The organism is Synergistaceae bacterium (assembly GCA_031267575.1).
Taxonomy (GTDB): Bacteria; Synergistota; Synergistia; order Synergistales; family Aminobacteriaceae; genus JAIRYN01.
This window is the reverse complement of sequence record JAIRYN010000004.1, coordinates 1-25,910: the sequence shown is the minus strand read 5'-3', so window position 1 is coordinate 25,910 and position 25,910 is coordinate 1. Positions and strand designations below refer to the sequence as shown.

At 50.4% G+C, this 25,910-nt stretch carries 25 protein-coding genes, 1 other RNA gene and 1 CRISPR repeat array; of the genes, 10 read left to right on the top strand and 16 right to left on the bottom strand.

Translation table 11 applies throughout. The annotated features are described in order from the left end of the window. The 7 genes from LBJ36_00635 to LBJ36_00605 all read left to right on the top strand — a co-directional run. Positions 1-241: hypothetical protein (locus tag LBJ36_00635; protein ID MDR1377548.1), on the top strand; the 241-nt coding region annotated here is incomplete at its 5' end. Between the two features lie 385 nt (positions 242-626). Then, the gene (locus LBJ36_00630) at positions 627-1,892 is read left to right on the top strand and encodes a Do family serine endopeptidase (GenBank protein ID MDR1377547.1); all 1,266 of its coding nucleotides are present in this window, start codon (positions 627-629) and stop codon (positions 1,890-1,892) included. A 199-nt stretch (positions 1,893-2,091) separates the two neighbouring features. Beyond that, positions 2,092-2,191, top strand: an RNA gene (gene ffs, locus LBJ36_00625) — signal recognition particle sRNA small type. A gap of 118 nt (positions 2,192-2,309) precedes the next feature. Next, on the top strand, positions 2,310-3,830 hold the full coding sequence (locus LBJ36_00620) for an AMP-binding protein (protein ID MDR1377546.1): 1,521 nt from the start codon (positions 2,310-2,312) through the stop codon (positions 3,828-3,830). Positions 3,831-3,911: 81 nt separating this feature from the next. After that, positions 3,912-5,408: an AMP-binding protein gene (locus LBJ36_00615; protein ID MDR1377545.1), complete on the top strand. Its 1,497-nt coding sequence runs from the start codon at positions 3,912-3,914 to the stop codon at positions 5,406-5,408. A gap of 9 nt (positions 5,409-5,417) precedes the next feature. After that, complete coding sequence (gene xth, locus LBJ36_00610) at positions 5,418-6,251, top strand: exodeoxyribonuclease III (protein MDR1377544.1); 834 nt, start codon at positions 5,418-5,420, stop codon at positions 6,249-6,251. Between the two features lie 89 nt (positions 6,252-6,340). Next, positions 6,341-6,808 (top strand): methylated-DNA--[protein]-cysteine S-methyltransferase, encoded by a 468-nt coding sequence (locus LBJ36_00605; GenBank protein MDR1377543.1) that lies wholly within the window; start codon positions 6,341-6,343, stop codon positions 6,806-6,808. Between the two features lie 55 nt (positions 6,809-6,863). Here the strand turns inward: LBJ36_00605 and LBJ36_00600 are convergent, their stop codons facing one another. The 7 genes from LBJ36_00600 to LBJ36_00570 all read right to left on the bottom strand — a co-directional run bounded on the left by LBJ36_00600 (position 6,864) and on the right by LBJ36_00570 (position 14,167). Then, positions 6,864-7,325 (bottom strand): NUDIX domain-containing protein, encoded by a 462-nt coding sequence (locus LBJ36_00600; GenBank protein ID MDR1377542.1) that lies wholly within the window; start codon positions 7,323-7,325, stop codon positions 6,864-6,866. A gap of 423 nt (positions 7,326-7,748) precedes the next feature. Further along, positions 7,749-7,916, bottom strand: coding sequence for a hypothetical protein (locus LBJ36_00595; GenBank protein MDR1377541.1), 168 nt, complete (start codon positions 7,914-7,916; stop codon positions 7,749-7,751). A gap of 162 nt (positions 7,917-8,078) precedes the next feature. Further along, positions 8,079-8,651, bottom strand: a complete 573-nt coding sequence (gene raiA / locus LBJ36_00590) for a ribosome-associated translation inhibitor RaiA (protein MDR1377540.1) — start codon at positions 8,649-8,651, stop codon at positions 8,079-8,081. Between the two features lie 108 nt (positions 8,652-8,759). Then, positions 8,760-9,695: a 2-dehydropantoate 2-reductase gene (locus tag LBJ36_00585; GenBank protein ID MDR1377539.1), complete on the bottom strand. Its 936-nt coding sequence runs from the start codon at positions 9,693-9,695 to the stop codon at positions 8,760-8,762. Between the two features lie 26 nt (positions 9,696-9,721). Beyond that, the gene (locus LBJ36_00580; GenBank protein MDR1377538.1) at positions 9,722-10,414 is read right to left on the bottom strand and encodes a peptide-methionine (S)-S-oxide reductase; all 693 of its coding nucleotides are present in this window, start codon (positions 10,412-10,414) and stop codon (positions 9,722-9,724) included. A gap of 622 nt (positions 10,415-11,036) precedes the next feature. Next, the gene (locus LBJ36_00575) at positions 11,037-12,941 is read right to left on the bottom strand and encodes a S9 family peptidase (GenBank protein MDR1377537.1); all 1,905 of its coding nucleotides are present in this window, start codon (positions 12,939-12,941) and stop codon (positions 11,037-11,039) included. 161 nt (positions 12,942-13,102) lie between these two features. Continuing rightward, complete coding sequence (locus LBJ36_00570) at positions 13,103-14,167, bottom strand: branched-chain amino acid aminotransferase (GenBank protein ID MDR1377536.1); 1,065 nt, start codon at positions 14,165-14,167, stop codon at positions 13,103-13,105. 241 nt (positions 14,168-14,408) lie between these two features. Between LBJ36_00570 and yajC the strand changes: the two genes are divergently transcribed. The 3 genes from yajC to secF are packed head-to-tail and all read left to right on the top strand — an operon-like array spanning position 14,409 to position 17,086. Continuing rightward, a complete protein-coding gene (gene yajC, locus LBJ36_00565; protein MDR1377535.1) occupies positions 14,409-14,783 on the top strand; it encodes a preprotein translocase subunit YajC in 375 nt (124 codons plus the stop codon). Positions 14,784-14,796: 13 nt separating this feature from the next. Beyond that, the gene (gene secD, locus LBJ36_00560) at positions 14,797-16,194 is read left to right on the top strand and encodes a protein translocase subunit SecD (protein ID MDR1377534.1); all 1,398 of its coding nucleotides are present in this window, start codon (positions 14,797-14,799) and stop codon (positions 16,192-16,194) included. A gap of 16 nt (positions 16,195-16,210) precedes the next feature. After that, positions 16,211-17,086, top strand: coding sequence for a protein translocase subunit SecF (gene secF / locus LBJ36_00555; protein MDR1377533.1), 876 nt, complete (start codon positions 16,211-16,213; stop codon positions 17,084-17,086). 215 nt (positions 17,087-17,301) lie between these two features. Here the strand turns inward: secF and LBJ36_00550 are convergent, their stop codons facing one another. The 9 genes from LBJ36_00550 to LBJ36_00510 form a co-directional block, all read right to left on the bottom strand. Next, on the bottom strand, positions 17,302-17,478 hold the full coding sequence (locus LBJ36_00550; protein MDR1377532.1) for a hypothetical protein: 177 nt from the start codon (positions 17,476-17,478) through the stop codon (positions 17,302-17,304). A 109-nt stretch (positions 17,479-17,587) separates the two neighbouring features. Beyond that, positions 17,588-18,200: a CRISPR direct-repeat array (repeat unit 29 nt; unit sequence TTTCCATCCCTCAAAGGAATCTCAAAAAC). A 332-nt stretch (positions 18,201-18,532) separates the two neighbouring features. Then, entirely contained in the window at positions 18,533-18,718 is a 186-nt protein-coding gene (locus tag LBJ36_00545) for a hypothetical protein (protein ID MDR1377531.1), read from the bottom strand. A gap of 7 nt (positions 18,719-18,725) precedes the next feature. Then, positions 18,726-19,748 (bottom strand): galactose/methyl galactoside ABC transporter permease MglC, encoded by a 1,023-nt coding sequence (gene mglC / locus LBJ36_00540; GenBank protein ID MDR1377530.1) that lies wholly within the window; start codon positions 19,746-19,748, stop codon positions 18,726-18,728. A gap of 19 nt (positions 19,749-19,767) precedes the next feature. Further along, positions 19,768-21,267: an ATP-binding cassette domain-containing protein gene (locus tag LBJ36_00535; GenBank protein MDR1377529.1), complete on the bottom strand. Its 1,500-nt coding sequence runs from the start codon at positions 21,265-21,267 to the stop codon at positions 19,768-19,770. A 106-nt stretch (positions 21,268-21,373) separates the two neighbouring features. After that, positions 21,374-22,402 carry a galactose ABC transporter substrate-binding protein gene (locus LBJ36_00530; protein MDR1377528.1) on the bottom strand — a complete coding sequence of 343 codons (1,029 nt, stop codon included), beginning with the start codon at positions 22,400-22,402 and terminating at the stop codon, positions 21,374-21,376. A 535-nt stretch (positions 22,403-22,937) separates the two neighbouring features. Beyond that, positions 22,938-23,666 (bottom strand): amino acid ABC transporter ATP-binding protein, encoded by a 729-nt coding sequence (locus LBJ36_00525; protein ID MDR1377527.1) that lies wholly within the window; start codon positions 23,664-23,666, stop codon positions 22,938-22,940. 64 nt (positions 23,667-23,730) lie between these two features. Continuing rightward, a complete protein-coding gene (locus LBJ36_00520; protein MDR1377526.1) occupies positions 23,731-24,009 on the bottom strand; it encodes a hypothetical protein in 279 nt (92 codons plus the stop codon). Between the two features lie 329 nt (positions 24,010-24,338). Next, entirely contained in the window at positions 24,339-25,232 is an 894-nt protein-coding gene (locus LBJ36_00515) for a 4-deoxy-4-formamido-L-arabinose-phosphoundecaprenol deformylase (protein MDR1377525.1), read from the bottom strand. A 487-nt stretch (positions 25,233-25,719) separates the two neighbouring features. Continuing rightward, on the bottom strand, positions 25,720-25,910 hold a 191-nt coding region (locus LBJ36_00510; GenBank protein ID MDR1377524.1), incomplete at its 5' end, for a hypothetical protein.

The window sequence follows — 25,910 nt, the reverse complement described above, 5'->3', positions numbered from 1 at the left end:
CTGGCAATCCCTAAAGCTCGAAGAACCACAGCGTAGAGATGAAAGAAGCTCAGGCGCGAAGGTGACGAAAGTAGAAAAAATCTTCGAGATGGCGCACGAGGCAACTCTAAACGCTTTAGTAATGGGTCTTCAGCAGCGAAGCTCCGAACAAGGAGAACGTTCAACGACTATCCCGGAAGGGAGTAGGGATAAGCGTCCCGAAAAGGTAGGCTCTCTATATTATAGATTTATAGATTTGTAGATTTATAGATTTGTAGAGATGTAGAGATGAAGATATAGTCTGCGCTCATACGAAAGTACGAGGAGTTCATGAGTGAAAGCTCTGAGAACCGAAGAAGAGTAGCGAACTTCTTTGAACACGCAAAAAACAAAGTAATTCCGAATGTTTTAGTGAAACTTAACAATTCGGGCGCCACTTTAATAGAATCCTATCTTAATTTGTAGGGTTTCGGTGTACTCGAATTTAAGCCTGTGGAGAGTTAGACAAACCTTTGTAGTTTAGGCGATTTATAGTTTAGGCGATTTATAGCTTAGGCGATTTATAGCTTAGGCGAAGAGGGATTCTTTGAAGCGGGAAATCCAATCCGCGAAGATTGGATACTAAAGTGTAGGAATTATAACATTTTTTGCATCGGTCGAGATTACCGTCGCCCTTCCAAGGTGACCCTTTCTTCAGGCAATTTTTTGGCGAGGAATTCGAGGATTTTTCGCGTTCCGTGCCGATGAGAGGCAGAGGATCGGGGTTCGTCGTGAGCAAGGATGGAAAAATCCTCACCAATAATCATGTGATCGATGGCGCGGACAAAATCACGGTCACGTTGTCAGATGGAAAAACCTACGAGGGGAATATCTTGGGCAAGGACCCCACCTTTGACTTGGCGGTGGTTCAAATCGAGGCGGACGCGGACCTGCCTGTTTTGGAGCTAGGGGATTCCGATTCCCTTGATGTGGGCGAGTGGGTCGTGGCCATTGGCAACCCTTATGGGCTGGAGCATACGGTGACGGTGGGCGTGATCTCCGCCAAGAACCGCAGCATTCACACCAACGATATCAATTTTGATGGCTTTTTACAGACCGATGCGGCCATCAATCCCGGAAACAGCGGAGGCCCATTGATCAATATTGATGGCAAGGTCGTCGGCATCAACACGGCCATCGTGCCCTATGCCCAGGGACTGGGGTTTGCCGTCCCCGTGGATATGGCCAAGCAAATCATGGACGACCTGATAGCCTACGGCAGAGCCAAACGCGGATGGCTGGGTGTTGTCGTGCAGGATCTGACCAGCGAGTTCTCTGAGGCTTATGGCGTCGATGTGAAGACGGGGATCATCGTGGGAGACGTCTTTGAGGGCTCCGCAGCCGAGCGGGCGGATTTGCGGCGGGGGGACGTGATTGTTACTGTAAACGGCGAGGCGGTTCAAGGTGTCCAAGGGTTCGTTAACAAAGTTCGTTCTCAGGCGCCTGGCGCGACTCTGAAACTGGAGGTCATCCGTGAAGGCGAGCCCATCAGCGTGACGGCCAAACTTGGTGAAAACCCCGACGTCGAGGAACGAGACATCTCCGCCGAGGGAACAAAGAAAACTGAGGCAGAGGAAAATATTCTCGAAAAAGTGGGCGTTTTCGTCTCAAAACTGACGGATGAACTGAGGCGACAGTACGGGATCGAAAACAGGAAAGAACTCAGTGAAGGGCTCGTAGTCGTGGATGTTGCCGAGAGATCTTCTGCGCGGCTGGCCGGAATCCGGGAAGGTGATCTGATATTGGAGGTCAACGGTAAAAAGGTGAATGATTCCGAGGCACTGAGTGGTTCCATCAAAAGAGAGAGCAAATCGGTGGTGTTGCTCATCGAAAGAGATGGAAGAACGTTCTTCGCATCGCTGAAGCTCCAGTAAGCTCCAGTAAGACCGCGAGCGCGCTTCGGAAAGCGAGATGGACTAAACTATCACTAAACTATCACTAAACTATCAACAAGGGGTCGCCTTTAGGCGGTCCTTTGTTTGGCTAAAAACGTCCTTTTCCCTAAGTCGCGCACCCTTGCTAAAAAGAGGTTCTCCTTGTATACTACCATCGTTTTGTGCCCCTCGATGCGGGGGCTCAGTCCTATGCGGCGAAGGCCCGTGAACCCTGTTAGGCCCGGAAGGGAGCAGCAGTAAGCGGTGTCCGTCGGGTGCCATGGGATTGCTGGGTTCCCGCAACGAAGGGGCATTTTTATTGATATTGCGGAGCAATCCTACGGTAGATCGAGAGATATCATGTTGTATGATTGACTCAACATGAAAGCCGTTGGCTTCGCCGAAGGAGTGAGAACTGTGACCGAAAGACTGGATATCGTCATCGACGAATGCCTTGAAACGTCACCTGAAAACAAATGTTTTTGGTGGGAAGGAAAATGGTACAACCAATTTTTCTTGAAACACCTGGTCGATAGGAGCGAGGAGACTTTGCGCGAAGCGGGTTTTTCCGAAGGGCAACGCTTGGCCGTCTTGATGCCGAACAGTCCTATGATTGCCGCGCTGTCGCTTGCTGTCTGGCGATTGGGAGGTATAGTCTGTCCTCTAAACTCGAAGTCCGGTCTCCCTTCTCTGGCCGCTACTTTGTCGCTGTTAGAGCCCTTTGCCATCGTTCTTTCTGACGAAACACGGGACGAAACACGGAAAGAGATGGGTACCCTTTTGGACGAACAAGGTTGGCTTCACATCTCCTGCCCTCTCGCGGGGCCCTTGCCTGAGTTCCAGGGGAGGGCGGCCACTTCTCCGGCATTGGACGAGGAACGGGAGATCGCGGTGATTTTTTCCACGTCGGGAACCACCGGCGCGCCCAAAGCGGTGCCGGTTAGTCATCTCAGCCTTCTAAATAACTGCCGCGAAAGCATTCGTACTTTGGAGGACCTACGGGAGGGTGACGTTCTTTTAAACGTTTTGCCGAGCTTTCACGCCTTCGGGTATATGGCCGGGACTATATTGCCTCTGATTTTGAAGGGCTCTCAGGTGATCGTGCCCAATTTTCTGCCGTTGCCCAATACCCTAAGGGCTATTAAAGAGGCTCCCGCCAACGTGATTCTTCTCGTTCCCATGATGCTGAACCTCCTTCTGGGTCTTGTTGAAAAGGGCGCGCCGCGGCCGGAGGGGATTAAACTCCTCATTATCGGAGGCGACCGCTACAATATCCAAATGGAGGATAGAGTCGAAAAACTTTTGGGAATTGGCGTACTGGAGGGCTACGGGCTGACAGAATGTTCCCCTGTGGTTTCCTTCAACAGGAGCTACGCCCGTCGCCGTTTGGGCACGGTAGGGGAGTTCCTGGGCGGCTATCAGTGGCGGCTCCTGGACGAGGGAGGCAAGCTCGTGTCCGATACCGCGGGGGAAGGCGTCCTGTGGCTGAAAGGACCATCTGTAACGAAAAAATATTTTCGGGGAACAGAAAGCGACAAGGAGCGCTTTGACGATGGGTGGTTCAACACAGGGGACTATGTGCGAGTGGAGGACGGTTACATCCGTATCTTGGATCGGGTGACGGACATCATTATCGTGAACGGTTTCAATGTGTATCCCCAGGAAGTGGAAGCCGTGTTGTCCCAGCACCCGGCGGTGGCGCAGGTGGTGGTGATCGGAATACCCGCGAGCAGCGGCGAGATCCCCAAGGCCTGTATCGTCAAGAAGCCCAATGTGGAAGTTACAGAATCGGAGATTCACCGTTATTGTAAAGAGCGTTTGGCGCATTATAAAGTTCCGCGCAAGGTGGAGTTTCTCGAAACCCTGCCCATGTCGAGAATGGGAAAGGTCCTCCGCCGCGTCCTGCGTGAGCGGGAACAAGTTAAAAATGTCGAATAGTTTTTTTACATAGATTATGCAATCCATCATATAGAAATCCATCATATAGATTATGCAATCCATCATAAGGAGCGTGTGAATATGTCCGTAAGGCTTGAAGAGGTTATTGAAGAGAGATTGGGTAAAGACGCAAACGCCCGCTGTTTCTGGTGGGATGGGCAGTGGTACACCAAAGCGGATTTTTCGAGGCTAGTAGGGGAGTGCGAGACGTCGCTTCGTGCCTCCGGTTTTGGAAAAGGGCAGCGATTATGCGTTTTAATGCAGAACTGCCCTATGATCACAGCTCTTTCTTTAGCCGTCTGGCGGTTGGGTGGGACAATCTCTCCTCTCAATGTCAAGTCGGGAATGCCGTCCTTGTTGGGCACACTGGATCTGATCGAGCCATTCGCCGTCATCGCCTCCAACGCGATTCGGGAGGAAGCCGGAGCCGTTTTGCAAGAAAAAGGCTTTACCTGTGTCACGTGCCCCCCCATGGGTCTTCTGCCCACGTTGAACGGGAAAACGTCCTCCATCGAAACTCAGGACACTGCCGTTATCTTCGCTACGTCCGGTACCACCGGCTTGCCCAAAGCCGTGCCTTTAAGCCACGGCAATCTTTACGACAACTGTACAGCCGTCATGGAGGCGGTGCGACCTCTGGAACCGGGGGATATTTTCTTGACTGTGCTTCCAAATTTCCATTCTTTCGGCTACACCGTCTCCATGATCCTGCCCTTGGTCATAGACGCGTCCGCGGTCATCGTTCCAGGTTTCCTACCTCCTCAACAGACGGTGAGGGCAATCCGCGAGTGCAAGCCCACTATTCTTTTCGCCGTCCCGACCATTTTTTCTTATCTTCTTTCGGGTATGGAACGGGACAGCGTTCCCAAAGACCTTTTTGCCTTCGCCAAGATCATGATCTCTGGAGGGGACCGTTTGGGGGCTAACATGCACGAGCAGTCACTCCGTCTTACGGGCAAGGATATCGTGGAGGGGTATGGTCTCACCGAAACCTCTCCCGTGTTAGCAGTGAACCGGAGTTACGAAGAGCACCATCCCGGGACGGTAGGTCCTTTCCTACGCGGCTACGAATGGCATTTACGCACGGAAAAGGGTGAGAGGACGGATAAGAACGAGGGCGTACTGTGGGTGCGCGGCCCTTCCGTAACCAGCGGCTATTTCCGAGCGCCGGAGCTGACGGCCGAACGTTTCGAGGACGGTTGGTTTAACACGGGGGATTATGTACGGATAGAAGACGGCTACATCCGCGTTTTGGACCGAGTGACGGATATTATCATCGTCGGCGGGTTCAACGTGTACCCCCAGGAGGTGGAGCTGGTACTCCACGCGCATCCCGCGGTTCAGACGGCCATCGTGGTGGGGATGCCTCACCCCGTCAACGGCGAGGTCCCAAAGGCCTTCATTCGGAAGACCGAGGGAGCGAAGGTTACGGAGCTGGAAATCGTCAAATATTGCAAAGAGCAATTGGCGCACTTCAAGGTCCCCCGCAAGGTGGAGTTTGTGGACGATTTCCCCCTTTCCGGGACGGGGAAAATCCTTCGCCGGGTTTTGCGCGAGCGGGAACGGGGAAAGGCATGAGGCAACGGCATGGTCAAAAACTCTTCGGCAAAGTCGATTCTACGTGTCGCCACGTTCAACGTTAACTCCGTTCGCAGCCATCTACCCGTTTTGGAGCGTTGGCTATCCATGCTGGAAAAAGCCGGAACACCTGTGGACCTGCTCTTTTTACAGGAGACGAAGGCCGTCGACGCGGATTTTCCCACGGCGGCCTTCGAGGCGATGGGATACCGGGCTCGATTTTGTGGTGAAAAATCTTACAACGGCGTGGCCGTCATCAGCCGGGTTTCTTCTCCATTCTCGGAGCCGGAGGTTCGTTTTGGCTTCGGGGATAGAGAGGAACCGGATTTTCCGACGCGGGTCGCTTATGCCAAAACCTCGAAGATAGCGATTCTAAACACTTATGTTCCCCAGGGCAAGGAGATCACCCATGCGGATTACGCGCTCAAAAAAAGATTTCTGGAGCGAGTGCGTGCCTTTTTTGATCGGGAGATCACGCTCGATCTGCCCTTCGCCTGGGTCGGAGACTTGAACGTGGCGCCAACGGATATTGATGTCACCCACCCCGAGAACAAAAGAGACCACGTCTGTTTTCATCGGGAGATCCGAGAGAAGTTTCAGTGGGTGGTCTCCTGGGGGCTTTCGGACATTTTGCGCCGCTTTCACCCAGAGGAAGGGGAGTACACCTTTTTTGACTATCGGGTCAAAGACGCGGTGACGCGCAATGTGGGATGGAGAATCGATCATATTTTGGCCAACGACGTGTTAACGAAAAAGGCTTGGGCCTGTTTTGTGGACAGAGAACCCCGGACCTGGGAAAAGCCATCCGATCACACGCCCCTGGTGGCGGATTTCGAGATATAAATCCTCTCTGAATATATTGATAAAGGAATGGTATGGTGATGATGAAGAATGGTGATGATGAAGAATGGCGATGATGAAGAATGATGATGATGAAGAGCATATTTTTTTACGGTTCTCCAGTTGGGGAGATCGGGATTGCCGAAGAAAATGGCGTTATATCCCACGTTTTTTTCGGCAGAGCACAAACTCCTGGAGGCTTCGAGACGGGCGAAACCCCCGTGATTCGAACAGCGATGGAGCAGCTTACGGAATACTTCGACGGCAAAAGAAAGTCTTTCGATCTGTCGCTGGCGTTTCACGGCACAGATTTTCAAATATCCGTCTGGAAGGCCCTGCTATCCATCCCCTCCGGAGAAACCCGCAGCTACAAAGACGTTGCCGTCTCAATCGGAAAACCAAAAGCCTACCGGGCAGTGGGGTTCGCGAATAATCGTAACCCTATCGTTATTATCGTTCCCTGCCATCGGGTGATAGGGCACAATGGCAGCTTGACTGGTTACGGAGGAGGACTGCCCGTCAAACAATATTTATTGGACTTGGAGAAGCGGTATATCTAAAGCTCAGATACATCAGCTCGGATACATCCACTTCACCACGTTCAAACGATCACGCTCAAACGATCTTTCCCGCAACGGCGGATAGCTCGATGGGGAAGTTCTTTTTCAATATGTCGGGGAGCAACTGGACGTAGAAGGGGTGAATACCAGGCAAGGATAGACTTTGTTGAACGTCTACCCATAATAGGTCCCCTTCTTCCGAGCTCTTTAGATCTCCTTCAAAGTCGGCGCAGACGAAATAGTTGCTGAGAAACTCCACATTGCCATCCAAGGCATAGGCGTGAAGAATGCCGGCAAACTCCATGTGTTTCAGAACGTAACCGGTCTCCTCGAACATCTCTCGGACACAGGCGTCTCTCAGGTTTTCCCCTCGTTTTTTGCGTCCTCCAGGCACGGTAATCGCTCCTTTGTAAGGTTCGTTGGCTCGCCGAATCAACAGGATGTTCCCATCCCTCAACAAAAAGCAAAAAACGATCAAAGCGGTGTAAGCGTAGTCGTCCCACGGTTCTGTAGTCATGGTTCATCCTCCGTTTCAATTTTTTTGCCTTTTTTATCCGTTCGATTGTCCCGCGTAATCCATCCATCCATCAATTAATCCATCACAATCCATTCATCAATCACAATCCATTCATCAATCATAATCAATCCATCCATCAGCGGAGTCCAGTTTTTTCAATGCGTTCAGGACATTGGAAAAAAGATTGGAAAAAAGATTAGAAAAAAGATCCGGCGCCCAGGCTTTTACCTCGGTCAACATTTCTTTGTTGCATTGACGCTCCGTAACAATGAAGGCCGATTCTTATTCGGAATCGACCTTCATGAACGACTTTATACTGGGAATATCCGAAGCTAAGGGCATTCGCCCTGAATTTCCAGTGATAAAGGGTGGTCTGCCCCCTCAGCAAAAGACCACAATTCTGTCTACTTCGCTCCTCTCAGACTATCGCATAATCAAACGCGGAGCATCTAAAGTCTTGTCTTTGAGGTAAAGGGCACCCGGCATATACATCTCTCCACCTTGACGCTTAACCGGGATGAAAGACCCGTCAGGCATCAACCACTGCGGTTTCCCATCGAAATAGACCAATTTTGTTCCATCGTAACTCATTTATTCACCTCCCTCGGTTTCGAGTCATTGCATTCCTCCCCAAAATTTACATTTCAATTTACATTTCATACTTGAAATTACAAATCCGAGAGCTTCTATTCGAAACACGCCCTTATCATAAGCATCCTTCATGTAAAAGTCAAACGCAATCGTTTAGAATAATTACTTTACGGGTTCCAACTGTCCGTAATTACCGTCCTTACGCTTGTAAACCACGTTAACGTCGCCTGTTTCCCCATTCAGAAACATAAAAAAACTGTGTCCCACCAGCTCCATCTGCATGACGGCTTCCTTCGGGTCCATGGGGTACAAAGCGATTTTCTTGATCTTCTTGATTTTCTCGACCGTCAGATCGTAGGAGGACCGTTCCTCATTCCCCTTCAGATCCACAATGCTCTCGATGCCGCTCTCGATGCTAAAAGAAAAATCCGCTTCGCTGTGAAATTGACTTTTATCTTTAAGGTACTCGTTGTGACGTTTAATTTGACGTTCGAGATTTTTGAGCGCTTGGTCGAAAGCCCTGCGTGGGTCTTGCGCGTTGTCTTCCGCGCGTAAAATAACTCCGTTAGCGTTGGCTGTAGTTTCCACGTTATAATTACCTTTGTGAAAACTGACAACAATCTGAGCGTGAGAGATTTTCTGGAAAAATTTCTCTAATTTAGAGACCTTACCTTCCATGTACTCCTTGAGTCCCGCGTCGATCTCTGTCCCGCGCGTAACGAAACGAACCTCCATCGACCTTGCCTCCAATCCGTAGATTTAGTGACTTCATTGTACCATAATTCCGACGGCGATTCTCTCTAAAAACTTTTGCGCGTCGAATGGAAGCGCAACGGAGCCTTTTCACGTTCTGCAGATGTTTTTGAGACTCTCGTAAACGGTATTGTAGGTGGGGGTGGGAAGCTTCAAAGCCTCACCCTCCTTGCAGACATAGCCGATCAAGGCTTCGAGTTCGGTAGGGCGATCCTTCTCCTGGTCCAATTGCATTGATGTTTTGGTGAGGGGCGCGAAAGCGCGCGCTTTCTCAATGGTGATATCCGAAATATTTTCTGGAAGATCTACGTTCTTCGCTCTAGCCAGAGATTCGAGTTCGCGGATCATCCTGCTGACGGTCTCGGAACTTTCCCCGTGGCTCAGAGCTTCGCTGATGCTGCGTCTAAAAAGCGTTGTTACGCCAGCGAAAGGAGAGAGAAAAACGAATTTCGACCACGTCTCCACGTCGATCCGATCGGTCAGTGTAACGTTGACGCCGCTTTTTCTGAGAATCTGTTCGATATTACCATAGCATAGGCGATTGTTCGCCTCGCTGATGCCTTTCTTGCCGAAAAAGATGCGCTGCATCGTCCCAACCTGTCGCACGGTTCCGGGTTTCTCGACGTGAGCGGAGATATAGACGCAGCCTCCTAGGACGTCGCTTTTTGGAAAGTGTTTTTCCAGGATGAACGTGGCGCTAACCCCATTGAGTAGCGGAATGACCGTCGTCTTTTCCGTCGCCAAAGGAGCGAGTTCCTGCGCGGCTGCTTCCAAATGATAATTTTTCGTCGCGAAGAGCAATAAATCGGCTTCCCCGACCCGCTGAGCGTCGTGAGTCGCCAAGGCGGGACGCACCGTCACTTTCCCGTCGTGTCCTAGAATGTGGAGTCCCTCCGTGGATACGGCGTCGAGAGTTTCCCCACGGCACCAAAAAACGACGTCGTAGTCATCGTCAGCCAAGCCCGTCGCTAAACGGCCGCCGACGATGCCGCCGACGCCTCCCAGTCCCACAATAACGATTTTCATGTTCGCTCTACCTCTCCTTCATAGGCTTATGGCGTCAGGTGCGTCAAAGCACGCATGGCTTTTTCGCTCAAGTCATACAGGGATATGTCCTCCGGAAGCCCAAACTTGGGAAAAGGTTGCCCTAAAATACCGTTCAAACGTGCCGCCAAAGTGGAGTTGACCAAGTTTTCCTCTTCGGAATAAAAATGCTTCATTTCTTCCATCAAGAAAGGTGAGGCCCGAAGAAAATATTTCTGATGCCGCTTTTCGGCTTCATAAAAAGATTTGTACATCGACACGAGGACGGAGCAGGAACCTTCTGAGTACAGTTCGTGACGTTCGATAGCCGCTTGGGCCAAGCGTTTCTCAAATTCGTTCTTGACAAAAATACGCGCGACGTATGAAGGCAACGCTGAAGTCCGTGAGGGCACATGCTGGAGCAGGAAAACCTTCAGGAGTTGCCCGTAACTGAGCATCAAAGGATCGTACTCGACCCGCACCGCCTCCATATGATCTCCCACGTCATTGGAGGAGGGCGCGTTATACCGCCCTCCCGTGTAACCGACGGAGGTTTTCCATATTCCCCTTGTGATTCCGAAGTGGGATTCAGCGCATAAAAAACACTCTACCCCAAAGACTGCGGTCTCCAAAAATCGCGGCCTTATCTGGTCTATTCGGGGAATACAACCCAACGCAGTGACCAGCACTGGCTCCACGACATCCATCGTCCTTTGGCTCACTTCATTTGCCGCCTTTGCAAAACAACACCTCAATAGATTATGATAGATTACGGACTTTAACTCATCCGGCTTCTATCATGAAGAACAGTTCGTTTTTAGTACAGCGTAATATTTCTTATATAACTTATACGCTTTCGAAACACGGTCGTATATCTCTTCCTAAGATTGGTCACGTGCCTCTTCTCAAATCCCCATCAGATCCTCAATTCAGATCTTCAACCAGATCAGATCTTCAACCAGATCAGATCTTCAATCTAGATCCTCAATCAGATCAGATCCTCAATCCAAATCGGATCTTCAATCCAGATCTTCAACCAGATCAGATCCTCAACCCAGATCAAATCCTCAATCTAGATCAGATCTTCAACCAGATCGGATCCTCAATCCAGATCAGATCCTCAACCGGATCAGATCCTCAATCTAGATCAGATCCTCAACCAGATCGGATCCTCAATCCAGATCAGATCTTCAACCAGATCGGATCTTCAACCAGATCAGATCCTCAATCCAAATCGGATCTTCAACCGGATCAGATCTTCAACCAGATCAGATCTTCAATCCAGATCCTCAATCTAGATCCTCAATTCAGATCCTCAATTCAGATCCTCAATCAAATTCTCGATCAACGCAAGCCCAAATGTTTACGGAAGAACTCCTCCATGGTCCGGTAGAAATCGAAGCGGTTTTCTTCGTTATGAAACCCGTGGCCTTCGTTGTCTTTGACCAGGTAGACAACGTCCTTGCCCGTTTTTTTTACAGCTTCGACGATTTGATCGGACTCCGCTTGCTTCACCCGCGGGTCATTGGCCCCCTGAGCCACCAGAAGGGGAATCTTGATTCTGTCCGCGTGAAAAACGGGGGAAACCTCCTCTAGCAGGGTCTTGTCCTTGATGGGGTCGCCGATCATTTCGTATTCCATATCTCGCACGGGCTCCCAGTAGGGGGGAATGCTCTCCAGAAGCGTAAAAATATTAGACGGTCCCACGTAGCTCACCGCGCAGGCGTAAAGGTCGGGGGTGAAAGTGGCTCCGGCTAGGGCCGCGTAGCCCCCGTAACTGCCACCGTAAATAGCAACCCTGTCTTTGGCGGCCACTCCCTGGCCAATCAACCACAGTACCCCATCAGTCACGTCGTTTTGCATACCTTTGCCCCATTGTTTAAAGCCGGCTTCCCAGAAGGCTTTACCGTAGCCGGTGGAACCACGAAAATTGACTTGCAGCACAGCCATGCCCCGATTGGCCAAAAACTGGGCTTCGGAGTCGAAACCCCAACTGTCGCGCGCAGAAGGGCCCCCGTGAGGGATCACCACAACGGGCAGATCCTTAGATACGGCCTCTGTAGGCAGCGTGAGGTAGCCGTGAATGGTGAGCCCGTCCCTGGATTTGAACTGAATAGGGGACATGACCGCCATCTGATCCTCTTTCAGCCAGGCCGCCAGGTTGGCCAGTTTTTCCAGCTTGTCTGTTTCACAGTCGTAGAGGTAATAAACGCCACGCATCCTATCGCTATAAGTGGCCAGAATGACGCGTTTTTCGTCGTCGTCCATGTCCGTGACCGCGACCTCGTAACCGGGTAGTTTAGCTTCGAGGGTGTCCTGAAGTTTTTTCCGGTCTTCATCGAAGAAGTGATAGTATGCTTTGTCGGTGGTGTAGACGACACCCGTGATCGTCTTTCGTTTTTTCGAGGAAGTCAGCCGCCCGACGTCCACCTCTGGGTGCTCGTAGATCAGGTCCAATGTCTCGTTTTTGTCGGGATCAAAGGTGTAGATGGCTGTTTTGTCGCGGTCTAGGTTCGAGGCGACGTATAACAACCGGTTGTCATAGCTGAACATGAGCGGAGAAAAGTCATTTTTGAAGTTCGTAGTGATCAATGTCTTGAAGGACTCCTCTTCTGTCGCCCGGTAGAGAAGGCTCTGATTTACACCGTCCGTCGTGTAGGCAACTCGGAGTTTACCCTCGTGATCGGTCATCCAGCCCGTAATGTTGCCTGGGTTTTGGGCGATTTGGGTCAGTTCCCCCGTATCTAGGTCGCAACGATAAACGTCGAAGACCTTTGGGTTATCCTTGTTCATGGAGATCAGCATATGACGCGGGTCTTCTTCCAGATCATCCAGCACGTATGTTTTGACTCCGTCGAAAGGAGTCAGTTCCCGGGGCTCACCGCCGCCGATATCCACCAGAAAAATATGAAAGTTCTCGTCTCCACCTTTGTCCTGTCTGAAGGCTATGTGATCGTTGCCCTTCCAGAAAAATCCCGCGACATCTCGCTCTACAGCGGAGGTTAGGCGGCGTTCCTCTCCGCTGTAGATATCGCGGACGTAGACGTTCAAGCGGCGTTCCCAGGGCTTCATGTAAGCCAGCTTTTTACCGTTGGGGGATATGGAGAAACTGGCGACCTCGGGGTTCCGAAAAAAATCTTCCATCGGGATAAGCGGCGGTGACGTATCCGCTCTGGCTTCCCGCGCGTTCACCACGAGAGGCGCGCAAAGTGCCGCCGCGCACAAAAAACTCCAAAGGCCATACTGCATGATAATCCTCTCCATTCATAATAAAGACGGAGTTTACACTCCGCCGATCGTTCGACCACCTCTCAATAAAACGCGATAAGAAAGCGCGATAAGGAAGAAGAACGGCATTGCCTGCTATTACAATTTTTAAGTTGATTGACTTGATTGACACTATCTTTCGTTTACACCTTCGTTATCCAGCCGTGGGTGTCCTTGGCGCGGCCCCATTGAATATCGGTAAGAGTATCATACAGCTTTTTCGTCCAGGAGCCGATCTCTCCTCCCCCGACCACGACCCGCTCATCCTTATAAAATAGTTCTCCCACAGGGGAAACCACCGCCGCGGTGCCGGAACCGAAGGCCTCCTGAAGCGCGCCGGTTTTCGCGGCTTGAAGCAGTTCTTCAACCCCTATTTTACGCTCTTCCGTGGGCAACCCCATTTCTCGGGCCAAGGTCAGGATGGAGTCACGGGTGATGCCTGGGAGAATCGTGCCCTCCAGGGCCGCGGTGCACAATTTACCGTCGATGATGAACATCATGTTCATGGAGCCGACCTCCTCCACGTACTTACGCTCAGCCCCATCCAGCCAGAGAACCTGCTCGCAGCCCTTCTGAGCGGCCAGATCCGCGGCCTTCAGGCTGGCCGCGTAGTTGCCTCCCGTTTTGGCGTATCCTGTGCCTCCTTTGACGGCGCGCACGTAGCGATCCTCCACATAGATGCGAATCGGTGCCAGGCCTCGGGGGTAATAAGCGCCCGAAGGGGAGCAGAGTATGTAAAAAAGATACCTGTGCGAGGGATGAACGCCCAATGTCGAATCGGTGGCGATCATGGTCGGACGAAGGTAAAGGGATGTGCCGGAACTTCGAGGCACCCAGTCACGCTCTAAATCCACGATAGCCCGCACTGCCTCTACCGTTTCATTGGGGTCGATGGGGGGCATACACATGCGCTCCGCGCTTTGATTGAGCCTGAGAGCGTTGTCCTTGGCCCGGAAAAGCAAAATGTCGTTTTCCGCTGAGCGATAAGCCTTGAGCCCCTCGAATATCTCTTGCCCATAGTGAAGGACCACCGAGGCGGGGTCGAGAGAGAGGTTCTGGTAAGGTTGAATTTTTGGGTCAAACCATCCTTTGCCTTTCTCGTATTCCATAATGAACATGTGGTCAGTGAAAATTGCTCCGAACCCCAGAGCGCTCTCGTCCGTCGGTTTGTTTTTCAGCTCGGTGGCTTTTTGAAAAGAAATATTCACGACATCCATCTCCTTTCGTTTTTTCGCGTAAGTCTTCTTTAAAATATGACCTATTTGTAAAGTTTACCACGACTCGCTCCGCTCTGCCCAATTCATGACGCGCTTTATTTAGGCATCTAGACATCCTGGCGAGCCTGGAGTCGGTCTTTCGAATCGGGTTGGGTTTTAATTTACCTTCTGATATAATGCCGTTTCGTATACAGGATTTATATTCGAACTTTGTGACGAGGAGGAAGGCTTTATGGCGGAACAGACGACGCCGGCGGTGTCTCCCTGTGGAGCGCCCAGTGGCGGAAGCGGAGAAGGCGGAGCCCAAGGGGGCGGCGCTCAGAGTTGGTCGGGGGTGATTTTCTCACTTGCGATATTTGTTGTCATCTTTTACTTTTTTGTTCTCAGACCTCAACGTAAACGCCAGAAACAACAGGAATCTCTCATAAGCGGAATCGCCAGGGGAGATCAGGTCATTACGATCGGGGGATTTCTGGGAACGGTGCGCGAGGTTCGAGATGACACCTTTATGGTCGAGATCGCAGAGGGGGTACGAGTTCGCATTCTAAAATCTGCCATACAGACGAAACGCGTTTCGACGTCTGTCCTCGAGGAAAAGAAAGACTGAGGTAGGGGAGAAGATGCTTCGAAGAGACCGTACGCGGTTGTGGATCGTTGTGGTTGTAGTCGTGGCTGCTTTGGCGTACTCCTGGCCAATCAAGGGAAAGATCAATCTGGGACTCGACTTGGAGGGTGGAGCCCACATCGTTCTTCAAGCCAAAGAGACGGACGGCAACCCGTTAGGAGATGACGGACTCGACCGCCTGGTGGCTATCTTACGCAACCGCGTGGACCAGTACGGGGTCACTGAACCTATCATTCAGAAAAGCGGGGAAGACCGCGTCATCATTGATTTGCCCGGCGTTCAAGATCCCTCCGCGGCCTTGGACCTGATCGGTAAGACGGCGCTTCTCGAATTTCGCGAGGTTCTGGATATTAGCGAGTCGCCGCCTCCTGTTCCGGTTCGGGGGAATTACGACAACGACGAGCAGTTCGTTCGGGCTCAAGAGCGGTGGAACGCGGCTGTGGAAAACGCGAAAAACGCGGGAACTCGCTTTGCAGAGCGCGCCAAAGACATCGAGGGGGCCATCGTTTCCTCCGGTGAGGATGAAGGGGCTTCTCGCTTTTTCCTGTTGAGTAATACTTTGGTGGCGGGGAAGGATTTGAAGGACGCTTATGCCAACTTCGACCAGTGGGGTCAGATGGGTGTTTCCATCTCCTTCAACGACGAGGGGGCTCAAGCCTTCGAGGAGGCCACAGGACGCTTGGTGGCTCGTCGATTGGCCATCGTCCTGGATGGAGTCACGATATCGGCTCCGCAGGTGCAGGGCCGCATCGCTGGAGGCAACGCTCAAATCACGGGGCGTTTTTCTCAAGAAGAGGCAACGCGTCTATCGATCATGCTGAAAGCGGGTGCCTTGCCGGTGAACGTGGAGGTCGCGGAAAACCGCTCCGTGGGCCCCAGTTTAGGAGCTGATTCCATTCGCCAAGGCATTCAAGCCGGTTTAATCGGCGCGGGACTGGTCTTCGTTTTTATGTTAATCTACTACCGTTTCAATGGGTTAGCGGCAGATATAGCTCTTATGGTGACAATTTTGTTGGTTTTTACCGGGCTGATCGCTTTCAATGCGACTTTGACGCTTCCTGGCATCGCGGGTATCATTTTGACCATCGGTATGGCGGTGGATGGCAATGTTTTGATTTATGAACGCATCAAAGAGGAACGCAGGGCGGGCAAGACACCTCTGGCGGCGTTGGACGCGGGTTTCCGTAAAGCGCTGGTGACCATTTTGGATTCCAATATCACGACTTTAATAGCGGCTGTGGTTTTGTTCTACTTTGGCACAGGCTCGGTCCGGGGATTTGGCGTGACCCTGTCCATCGGCCTGGTGGCCAGTGTTTTTTCCAACGTGGTGGTGACTCGGGCCATCCTACAGCTTGTTATGGGCTCCAAACAACATGCCTTGAAGCAAAGCTAAAGGGAGGCGAATCGAGATGACTTTCGACAGAAAGTTCAAGTTTATGGAGCGACGAGTGCCCGCTATGATGTTGAGTCTGGTGCTCGTTCTCGGAAGCCTGGGGTTGGTGGCCTTCAAGGGGCTGAACTTGGGGATTGATTTCACGGGCGGCAACGTGGTGCAAGTGGAGTTCGATAAGCGTCCCGACGTGGGAGAAGTGAGGGAGGTCGTTTCCTCTGTGGTGGCCGCGGAGGCGATAATCCAGGATTTCGGTGACAAAGGGATCATTATCCGAACGCACGAAGATACCGAGGAGAGCCGTGGAGCGGTTGTGGAGGCTCTTCAAGGACGTTATACAGACGTGAGCGTGATTGGGTTCGAAAAGGTGGGACCTGTGGTGGGGCAAGAGCTGCGTAATCAGGCTTTCTGGGGGCTGATGGCCGCCCTTGTCGCTATTTTGATCTATATCACGGTGCGCTTCCAGTTTCGCTTCGCGGTGGTGAGCGTCATTCCTTTGATTCACGACGCCGTGTTGGCTTTGGGATTTTTCAGTCTGACCTGGATGGAGATCTCTTCATCTTTCATCGCGGCGATTTTGACAATCGTGGGTTATTCTTTAAACAACACGATCATTATTCTCGACCGCATTCGTGAAAACTGGAAAGACCTGGGCAAGCAAGGCATTGTGGACCTGGTAAACTTATCCATCACTCAGACGCTCTCCCGCACGCTTAACACTACTTTGACGACGCTTTTTCCCGTTCTTGCCCTTTGCGTTTGGGGAGGTCCCGTTTTGGCCGCCTTCAGTTACGCAATGTTGATGGGTATCATCGTAGGTACCTACAGCTCCATTTTCGTGGCCACGGGTATGATTGTCGAGTGGTGGCTCCGCCGACCCGAGGGCGGAAAATAAACTCAAGATAAACATCTAAACTTAGGGGGGCGGAGCTCGTTCAGTCCAAAACAACCTCACTTGGATAAAACGATTGTGACTGTCTCCCCAAAAGTCCCGCTCCGTTTTCACCACTTCCGCAACAGAGCGCTTCGCGAAACTCCTATTCGTCTTCTGTTAGAGACGTATGATTACGCGTCTCTAACCTTTTATTAAAACTTTGACTAAACCTTTCCCTATGCCCACACGTCCACCCGGTCGACGAACAGTAGTTCCGCCGTCGTTTCCCGGTCCAACACCGCCTCGTTCTCGGATTCGATAACCCTTGCAGCGCCCAAGGGCAAAAGCGCCTCGGCCTTATTGGACGCGGTCATAGTCTCGAAGCCAGGCGGGGCCGCTGCGGGTCTTCTCAAAAGGTATCGCTTTATCGTAAAATATGCGAAGCCTGTATTTACAAGATATCTTCAAGACCCTGACGCGTTTGCCCTAGAACCTTAACAGGACAAACACATCGGAAAAAGCATTTCCCCCCTCAAAGGAATCTCAAAAACATGCGTCCTCTTGTTCCTGTATTCGTTTAGAAGCCTGTTTCCATCCCTCAAAGGAATCTCAAAAACGCCGCCATCGATGCGGAAATGGCCGCCGAATGGCGTTTCCATCCCTCAAAGGAATCTCAAAAACTGAATAGGGCTCCCACACGAGACGGCAGCAGTTTTGGTTTCCATCCCTCAAAGGAATCTCAAAAACTATGGTTCTCCGAAGTGTCGGGCTCGGTGGAAAAAGTTTCCATCCCTCAAAGGAATCTCAAAAACAATTACCCAAATTTGTCCTTACCGCTGGAACCACTTATTTCCATCCCTCAAAGGAATCTCAAAAACGTCCATGCGATGCCCAGCCTTCATGATATACTCTTGTTTCCATCCCTCAAAGGAATCTCAAAAACGTCGCGCGTTTTGTCCAGCCAACGCTTGTACAACATGTTTCCATCCCTCAAAGGAATCTCAAAAACTTTCAACGTGCCGGAGCGGCGGGACGGGAAGTCAAGTTTCCATCCCTCAAAGGAATCTCAAAAACCCGCCGCACATTGACTATCACTAAACTCTTCATTTTCTCATTTATCATCATTCTCAAAACAAAGATATTATAAAAACACAATATTCTCTTGTCAAGGCGCGGGATTAGCAGACTTTTACGATCCGTGTCGATCCCCCTGGTTTTATGCAGGATCACACATCGACGAAACTTTTACTTGAAATTCCTACTCAAATTATAGCTATGCTAACATACTTAAATCTATTATAAATTTAATAAAATAATATTTTACGCATAGAACATCAAAACAAACATGCTCACCACCCGCTGGCACCTGTACAGATAGATTAGTTTAGATAGATTTAGATAGATCAGAGACACATGATCATGCTTCTCTTCATGCTTCTCTATTGTTCATGATTAACGTGGTACGGCTCATTTCTTGCTAATCCCCAATAGAATCAGCGCTATGATTAGTATCGAGACGATAGTTATGACGATGTCCACCGTCCGCAGCGACAGATTGACGTGCTCATAGAGATTGCGGCGCAAGCCACGCGCTCTCGCCGCAATCTCGTATTCTTTCCGTTTGTCTAGTTCCGTGTCGTCTTCGTGAGTCATTTTAGAACTACTTTTTGGCTATGTACTTGCGCACGTCTATGGCAACCGCCAGTATAATGATCAGTCCCTTGATAATGTACTGATAATAAGCATTGACCCCAAGGAAGTAGAGACTGTAATTGATGACCTGAAGTATGATAACCCCTATCAGAACACCAGGAATGGTTCCAACTCCGCCTGTAAAAGACACTCCGCCTATCACGCATCCGCTTATCGCGTCGAGTTCGTAGTTCAGTCCCGTCGCTGTCGTCACGCTCTGGACTCTTCCGGCTTCGAGGAACGCGGCGATTCCGTAGAGGATACCCGCCACGAAATACACCCCCAAAATGTTGCGCGTCACGTTGACACCGGAAACCGCCGCCGCTTCAGGGTTGCCCCCTATCGCGAACATGTTTTTGCCAAGAGTCGTCTTATTCCAAATCACCCACATCACCACAGCACATATAGCGAAGTACACCACCAGATAAGGTAGGTTCATGAATCCAAGGTCGAATGAACCGTTCACCGCGCTGATATATCTGGGGTCCAGGCTGGCGAGCGGCTGCGCCCCGTTAGCCTGGCTGTCGATGTAGAGGCACAGCACTCCATAGGCAACGAGCTGAGTGCCCAGGGATATGATGAAAGGATGCATCTTTAGCACCGCAAAACCAAAGGCATTGATCATGCAGAAAACTATCGCCGCCAACATGGCAAGCAGCAGGGGGATTACGAGAGGAAGCGGTTCCGTTATGCTCGGATACATGCGGGAGGCGTAGGTGACGCTCTGAAGCAGAGAAGCCGATATTGCGGCGCTCACTCCCAGTATGCGTCCCGCGGAGAGGTCCGTTCCGGTGTAAACGATCATTCCAGCTACGCCAAGCGCCAATATTCCCCTGGTTGACGCCTGTGCCAAAATATTGCTGAGGTTCCTCGTCGAGAGAAATCTCGGCTCGTACACAACCACCGCTATTATCAAAACTCCGAGTATAATATAAAGTGAGTAATTGAGAAGCCATTCTTTCCATTTGGAACTCTCGGCTAAATCGGCCAATTATTATACCTCCCCAAGATCAGACATACTTTGCGGCAAGACGCATGATCTCCTCCTGAGTGGCGACCGCGGCGTCGAGTATGCCAGCGAGCCGCCCACCGGACATCACCATTATTCTGTCCGATATACCAAGGAGTTCGGGCATTTCGGACGAAACCACGATGATGCCCTTGCCTTCGGCCGCAAGATTGATGATGAGCTGATAAATCTCGGCCTTGGCCCCTACATCGATCCCACGGGTGGGTTCGTCCAAAAGCAGAACTTCGGGATTCGTCAGAAGCCACCTACCGATTATCACTTTCTGCTGATTTCCACCCGATAGGTTGCGAATATACGTTTTCTGCGCCGGAGTTTTCACCTTGAGGCTATCTATCACCCATTTTGTATCCTTGGAGATTCGCTTGCTGGACAGGAATCCGTGGCGTTTGTAACTGTTTAGATTTGCTATAATGGAGTTGAATATAATGTCAAGACCAGAAAATATACCGGTCGCCCGGCGTTCTTCCGTCAACATCGCGAATCCGTTGCGTATCGCGTCGGATGAATTTCTGTTGTTTATGGGAATACCGTTCTTGGTGATGGTCCCCTTGGAGTGGTGAGCAATCCCAAAGATCGTTTCGAGCAGCTCCGTCCGCCTGCTTCCAACTAACCCGGCTACACCCAGGATCTCACCCTTACGCAATGTGAAGCTGACATCTTGGCAGGTAGGCGCATACCTTCCCGATAATTCCCGCACGGTGAGCAAATCTTCGCCGGGAGTATTTATTTTGGGAGGAAATCGGTGAGTGAGGTCACGCCCAACCATCATCTTGATTATTTTATCCACAGTCAAGCTAGAGGCGGGTTCGGTTCCAATCCATTTGCCGTCTCTCATGATCGTCACTTTGTCGGAGATTCTTAGAATTTCTTCCATCCTGTGCGAAATGTAGATAATTCCCACGCCGTCAGCGCGAAGTTTGTTTATTATTCTGAAAAGATGTTCGACTTCCTCATTGGCAAGGGAACTCGTCGGTTCGTCGAGCACTAGAATTTTGGCGGCGTAAGAGACGGCTTTCGCTATTTCCACCATCTGGCGTTGAGACACGCTCAGCTTACCAACAAGAGTGCGGGGATTTATCTTTATCGCGAGCTCGTCGAAGATGGCCTTCGTGCGGTCGAACATTTTTCGGTGACTCACGAATCCGTAGCGTTTGGGGAAACGTCCGAGCCAGATATTCTCCATTACGCTGCGCTTGAGCACTTGGTTGAGTTCCTGATGCACCATGGAGACCCCGGCTTCCATGGCCTCCTTGGGTCCGCTGAAATGGACCGGTCTGCCTTCCACAAGAATCTCTCCGGCATCGGCTTTGTATATCCCGAACAGGCATTTCATCAAAGTCGATTTCCCGGCCCCGTTTTCTCCCATAAGCGCGTGAATCGTGCCGGAGTCAAGGCGTAAATTCACCTGATCCAGAGCCTTGATTCCAGGAAAAGCCTTGTCAATGCCTTTCATTTCGAGGAGACAGGTTTCTTCGTTCATCTTTCACCTCGTCGTCTCACGTCGTCTCACGTTGTTTTACGTTGTTTTACGTTGTTTTACGTTAAAACGTCCGGGGGTCTTGGCTCCCGGACGCGCAAGTTCTCGCTTATTCGCCCAAATATGGGGAATACGGAATACGGACGGCTATACCGCTCTCGTCATACTGATAGCTTGTCCCTTCGAAAGGCGCCTTGCCCCCGGCCATATTGAGGATGATCGCGGACACCGCGACGCCCATAGCCTCTCCGTCCTGTTTGACAGTGGCGCTCATGATACCTCTTTTGATCGCGTCCACGGCCTGATCGGTCGCGTCGACTCCAATCACCGGTATAAACTTACTGCCGCCCTCGACGTTATAGCCTATGTTGGAGAGGGCCGCTATCGCGCCCATCGCCATTGCATCGTTATTGGCTATGACAAGCTCGATCTTGCCCTCGTTGGCAGCAAGTGCCGATTCCATCGCCTGTTGAGCTAAAGCCGTGTCCCAGTTGCAGACAAAGGTTTCACCGACTTGCGCCAGCTTAACGCCGTTTTCTTCAGCCTGCTTCACGCTAAACTCGGTGCGGGCTATGGCTTCGGGGTTGTCGGGCTCACCTTTGAACATGACGTACTGAAACGCGCCGTCGTTGTTGATGTCGAATGCCTTGTTCGCGTCCCAAAGACGCTTTACTATGTCGCCCTGCATCTTACCGGCATCTGCGGCGTTAGTGCCTACGAACACTGCTTTTTCGTAAGTTTTCAACATGTTCAGGTCAGGTTCGCGATTGAAGAATACAACTGGGATTCCCGCCGCCTTGATCTTGTTGACGACTCCCGCTGCGGCCTGAGCGTCAACCATGTTTACGATCAAACCGTCCATTCCGCGTTCGATCATGACGTCAACCTGGTCGTTCTGGGTGGCCTGGTCGCCCTTTCCATCCTGCATCGTTATTTCGGCCTTGCCATTGAGCGACTTGTTCAAGGCGTTGCGAACGGTTGAAATGTAAGTATCGTCATATTTGTAAATGAGGATGCCAATTTTCGGAGTAGCCGCCATTGCCGCCTTAGATGTGAATGCGAATACGAATATGAACATGACCGCGAGGTACATGCAGACGAAAGACCCAAGACGCCGCTTACGCTTACTGGATTCCATGATACGTCCCCTCCTGTTTTAAAAAACATTTAAATCACGCAATACACCGCAAGTATTCTAGAATTTAAATGTTTTGTCAAGTGGGCAATTCGCTTTCCGTCACTGAGGCATATAACTTAACGGGTTCGTTAATGAAGACGCCTATAGATCAGCGTCGTTCGGTTCGTTCCTCGCCTACCACCTGTCAATGTCACGTGTCAATGTTACTTGTCAATGCCACCTGTCAATGCCGCTTGCCGATCTCGCCTGTTAATGTCACGTGTCAATGCCACCTGCCGATCTCACCTGTCAATGCCGCTTGTCAATGCCGCCTGTTAATGCCACGTGTCAATGCCGCCTGCCGATGTCACCTGCCGATCTCACCTGTCAATGTCACGTGTCAATGCCGTCTGCCAATGTCACGTGTCAATACCGCCTGTCAATGCCACGTGTCAATGCCGCCTGCCGATCTCACGTGTCAATGCCGTCTGCCAATGTCACGTGTCAATACCGCTTGTCAATGTTACGTGTCAATGCCACTTGTCAATGTCACGTGTCAATGTTGGAGAAACTGCCGAAGCCTGGGGTCCATAGGAGCATCGAGAATTTCTTCAGGCGATCCGTCCGCGGCGATCCGTCCATCGTCCATGAAAAGCACTCGAGTGGCAATCTGCCGCGCGAATTGAATTTCATGGGTCACCAGTAGCATCGTTATCCCTTCCTCGGCGACCCTTCGTATGGTAGCGAGCACTTCGCTCACAAGTTCGGGATCCAGCGCGGATGTCGGTTCGTCAAACAGCAATACATCTGGATTGACAGCCAACGCCCGCGCGATTCCCACACGTTGTTGTTGTCCACCGGAGAGTTTGGAAGGGTAAAAGTCTTTTCGATCCAGCATACCGACCTTGGCAAGCAACTCCAAAGCGATATTCTCGGCTTCCTTCCTCGGTTTTTTCAATACGGTGAGCAAAGCCTCCATAATATTTTGCTTTGCGGTCTTGTTCTTAAAGAGGTTGTAATTCTGAAAAACCATTGAGGAATGTTTCCGCAACTCCACGATGTCTTTTTTAGTGTGACGTTTCGCATCCACCGTCGTGGAGCCGATGGTGATGAGCCCCGAAGTTGGCGGCGTTAAATAATTCAGGCACCTCAGCAGCGTGGATTTGCCTGTTCCAGAGGGGCCGATAATAACCACTATCGAGCCCTTCGTCACGTTCAGGTTAATATCTTTCAGCACCAAAGTTTGCGCGTCGAAGGATTTTGTCAAACGCTGAATATTAATCACTTTAACTCTACCACTTTAAGTCTACCATTTTAAGTCTACCACTTTAAAACCCACCATTTTGAGCCTAATATTTAAGAGTGGATGCCCCCACTCTGAGAATATTTACAGCCGCCTTGATATCCCGATTGATATCCCGGTCGTATTCCGCCCCGCATCTCAGACACGTCCATTCATGTCCATTCATGTCCATCCGTGTCCATCCATGTCCATCCATGGACGGACAGCAGCAACTCAGGAAGAACATCAAAACAGGACGAATCTGTCCAGTTTTCTGTCCGGTTATGTCCTGGATAGTATTGGGGAAACGCCCAAAAGCGTTCCCCCATTGTTCAATCTTGTTCAATCTTGTTCAATATGACTTAATCTTGCTCAATTCTTGCTGATCTTGTTTAATATTACTTAATCTTACTCAATTCTTGCTAATCTTGTTCAATATGACTTAATCTTGCTCAATTCTTGCTGATCTTGTTCAATATGACTTAATCTTACTCAACTCTTGCTGATCTTGTTCAATATTTACTTAATCTTACTCAATTCTTGCTGATCTTGTTCAATATGACTTAATCTTACTCAATTCTTGCTGATCTTGTTCAATATGACTTAATCTTACTCAATTCTTGCTGATCTTATTCAATATGACTTAATCTTGATCAATATTGCTCACTTCATTGCTTAATGCGCTTTTTGAACGGCTACCTTGCCCGCCCGTCCAAAGATTTCCGACATTTCAACATCCGCTGAACTAGAGTTCTTGGATCGCGATGCCACGTCCCTCAGTGTAGGGAACTCGATCTCTCCCGCGATACAGCAATCCAGAAAACGGGCGAAAACATCGTTTCTGCTGCCGCCCTCCATTTCCGCGTGTAGGGTATACACGTTCAAGCCTGGCTCCAGCAGATCCAGATACTTGTCGTTGACGGCCTCTATGTCCGTCATTCCCTTCGTGCCCCACAACTCGTCCAGCGTGGGCAGGGTAGACGGAACCTGCAACGTGCGGAAGGCCATGCCGTTCATTCGAGGATAAAAGGGTTTCACCCCTCTGATGTCACTGCAATAATCGAACCCCAACTCATCTTGTACTGTCAGACTGTTAGAGGAAACCTGCCAGCCTGGAGCGGCGGAACTTTTAGGTAAAACACCCGTTACCTGCGAAAAAAGATTCATGGCTTTAGATAACTCTCCTCGAATCTTCTCCCTGGGCATCTTCAACAAACGATCCTGCCATAAAACGTGGTCCCAACAGTGAATACCACAATCGTGTCCCTCGTCCACGGCGCGCTTCAAAATGTCAGGTTTCGAGGAAACGATCATGGGAGCCGTGAGAAGCGTGCCGTAAAAAAGAGTCTTCAATCCATAAGTGCTGGGAGCCTGGGTACGTAACATCTTTGCAAGGAAACCCTTGCGAAAAATACGGCGAACCGCCTTTCCAGAATTATCTGGCCCCATCGAGAAAAAAATCGAGGCTTTGATCTTTCTCTGACCCAAAACGTCCAAAAGGCAAGGCACGCCCTCTAAGTATCCCTTTAGAGTGTCCACATCTATTTTGAGGCTCACTTCGCAACTCATTCTCGTTCGTTGCCGCTCCGCGTCAAAATCACACCACGGGGCAAGCACAATTCATCTCCGATACAAAAAACGCCGTAATTCCTACGCTTTAGTATCCAATCTTCGCAGATGGATTTCCTGCTTCAAAGAATCCCTCTTCGCCCCGGCTACATCGGCTGCATCGGCTACAAAGGTTTATATGACCCTCCACAGGTTTTAATTCGGGCGCACCGAAACCCTATCATTATAGATTCTACAATTATTATAGATTCTATGATTATAGATTCTATCATAAGGTCCTATTAAGATGGCGCACGAATTATCAAGTTTCACTAAAACATTCAGAACTACTTTATCTTTTGCGTGTTCAAAGAAGTTCGCTACTCTTCTCCGGTTCTCAGAGCTTTCACTCATGAACTCCTCATACTTTCGTATAAGCGCAGACTATATCTTCATCTCTGTAAACTTATAAATCTATAAACTTATCAATCTATAAAACTTATAAATTCTATAAACTTATAAATTCTATAAATTCATAAACCTGTAAGCCTATAAACAGAGAGCCTACCTTTTCGGGACGCTTATCCCTACTCCCTTCCGGGATAGTCGTTGAACGTTCTCCTTGTTCGGAGCTTCGCTGCTGAAGACCCATTGTTAAAGTGTTTAGAGTTACCTCGTGCACCATCTCGAAGATTTTTT

What these genes read in the sequence shown, in the direction of transcription:
- LBJ36_00615 (MDR1377545.1), top strand. Translation starts at nt 3,912, where the DNA reads ATGTCCGTAAGGCTTGAAGAGGTTATTGAAGAGAGATTGGGTAAAGAC.
- xth (MDR1377544.1), top strand. Translation starts at nt 5,418, where the DNA reads ATGGTCAAAAACTCTTCGGCAAAGTCGATTCTACGTGTCGCCACGTTC.
- LBJ36_00605 (MDR1377543.1), top strand. Translation starts at nt 6,341, where the DNA reads ATGAAGAGCATATTTTTTTACGGTTCTCCAGTTGGGGAGATCGGGATT.
- LBJ36_00600 (MDR1377542.1), bottom strand. Translation starts at nt 7,325, where the DNA reads ATGACTACAGAACCGTGGGACGACTACGCTTACACCGCTTTGATCGTT.
- LBJ36_00595 (MDR1377541.1), bottom strand. Translation starts at nt 7,916, where the DNA reads ATGAGTTACGATGGAACAAAATTGGTCTATTTCGATGGGAAACCGCAG.
- raiA (MDR1377540.1), bottom strand. Translation starts at nt 8,651, where the DNA reads ATGGAGGTTCGTTTCGTTACGCGCGGGACAGAGATCGACGCGGGACTC.
- LBJ36_00585 (MDR1377539.1), bottom strand. Translation starts at nt 9,695, where the DNA reads ATGAAAATCGTTATTGTGGGACTGGGAGGCGTCGGCGGCATCGTCGGC.
- LBJ36_00575 (MDR1377537.1), bottom strand. Translation starts at nt 12,941, where the DNA reads ATGCAGTATGGCCTTTGGAGTTTTTTGTGCGCGGCGGCACTTTGCGCG.
- yajC (MDR1377535.1), top strand. Translation starts at nt 14,409, where the DNA reads ATGGCGGAACAGACGACGCCGGCGGTGTCTCCCTGTGGAGCGCCCAGT.
- secD (MDR1377534.1), top strand. Translation starts at nt 14,797, where the DNA reads ATGCTTCGAAGAGACCGTACGCGGTTGTGGATCGTTGTGGTTGTAGTC.
- secF (MDR1377533.1), top strand. Translation starts at nt 16,211, where the DNA reads ATGACTTTCGACAGAAAGTTCAAGTTTATGGAGCGACGAGTGCCCGCT.
- LBJ36_00545 (MDR1377531.1), bottom strand. Translation starts at nt 18,718, where the DNA reads ATGACTCACGAAGACGACACGGAACTAGACAAACGGAAAGAATACGAG.
- LBJ36_00535 (MDR1377529.1), bottom strand. Translation starts at nt 21,267, where the DNA reads ATGAACGAAGAAACCTGTCTCCTCGAAATGAAAGGCATTGACAAGGCT.
- LBJ36_00530 (MDR1377528.1), bottom strand. Translation starts at nt 22,402, where the DNA reads ATGGAATCCAGTAAGCGTAAGCGGCGTCTTGGGTCTTTCGTCTGCATG.
- LBJ36_00515 (MDR1377525.1), bottom strand. Translation starts at nt 25,232, where the DNA reads ATGAGTTGCGAAGTGAGCCTCAAAATAGATGTGGACACTCTAAAGGGA.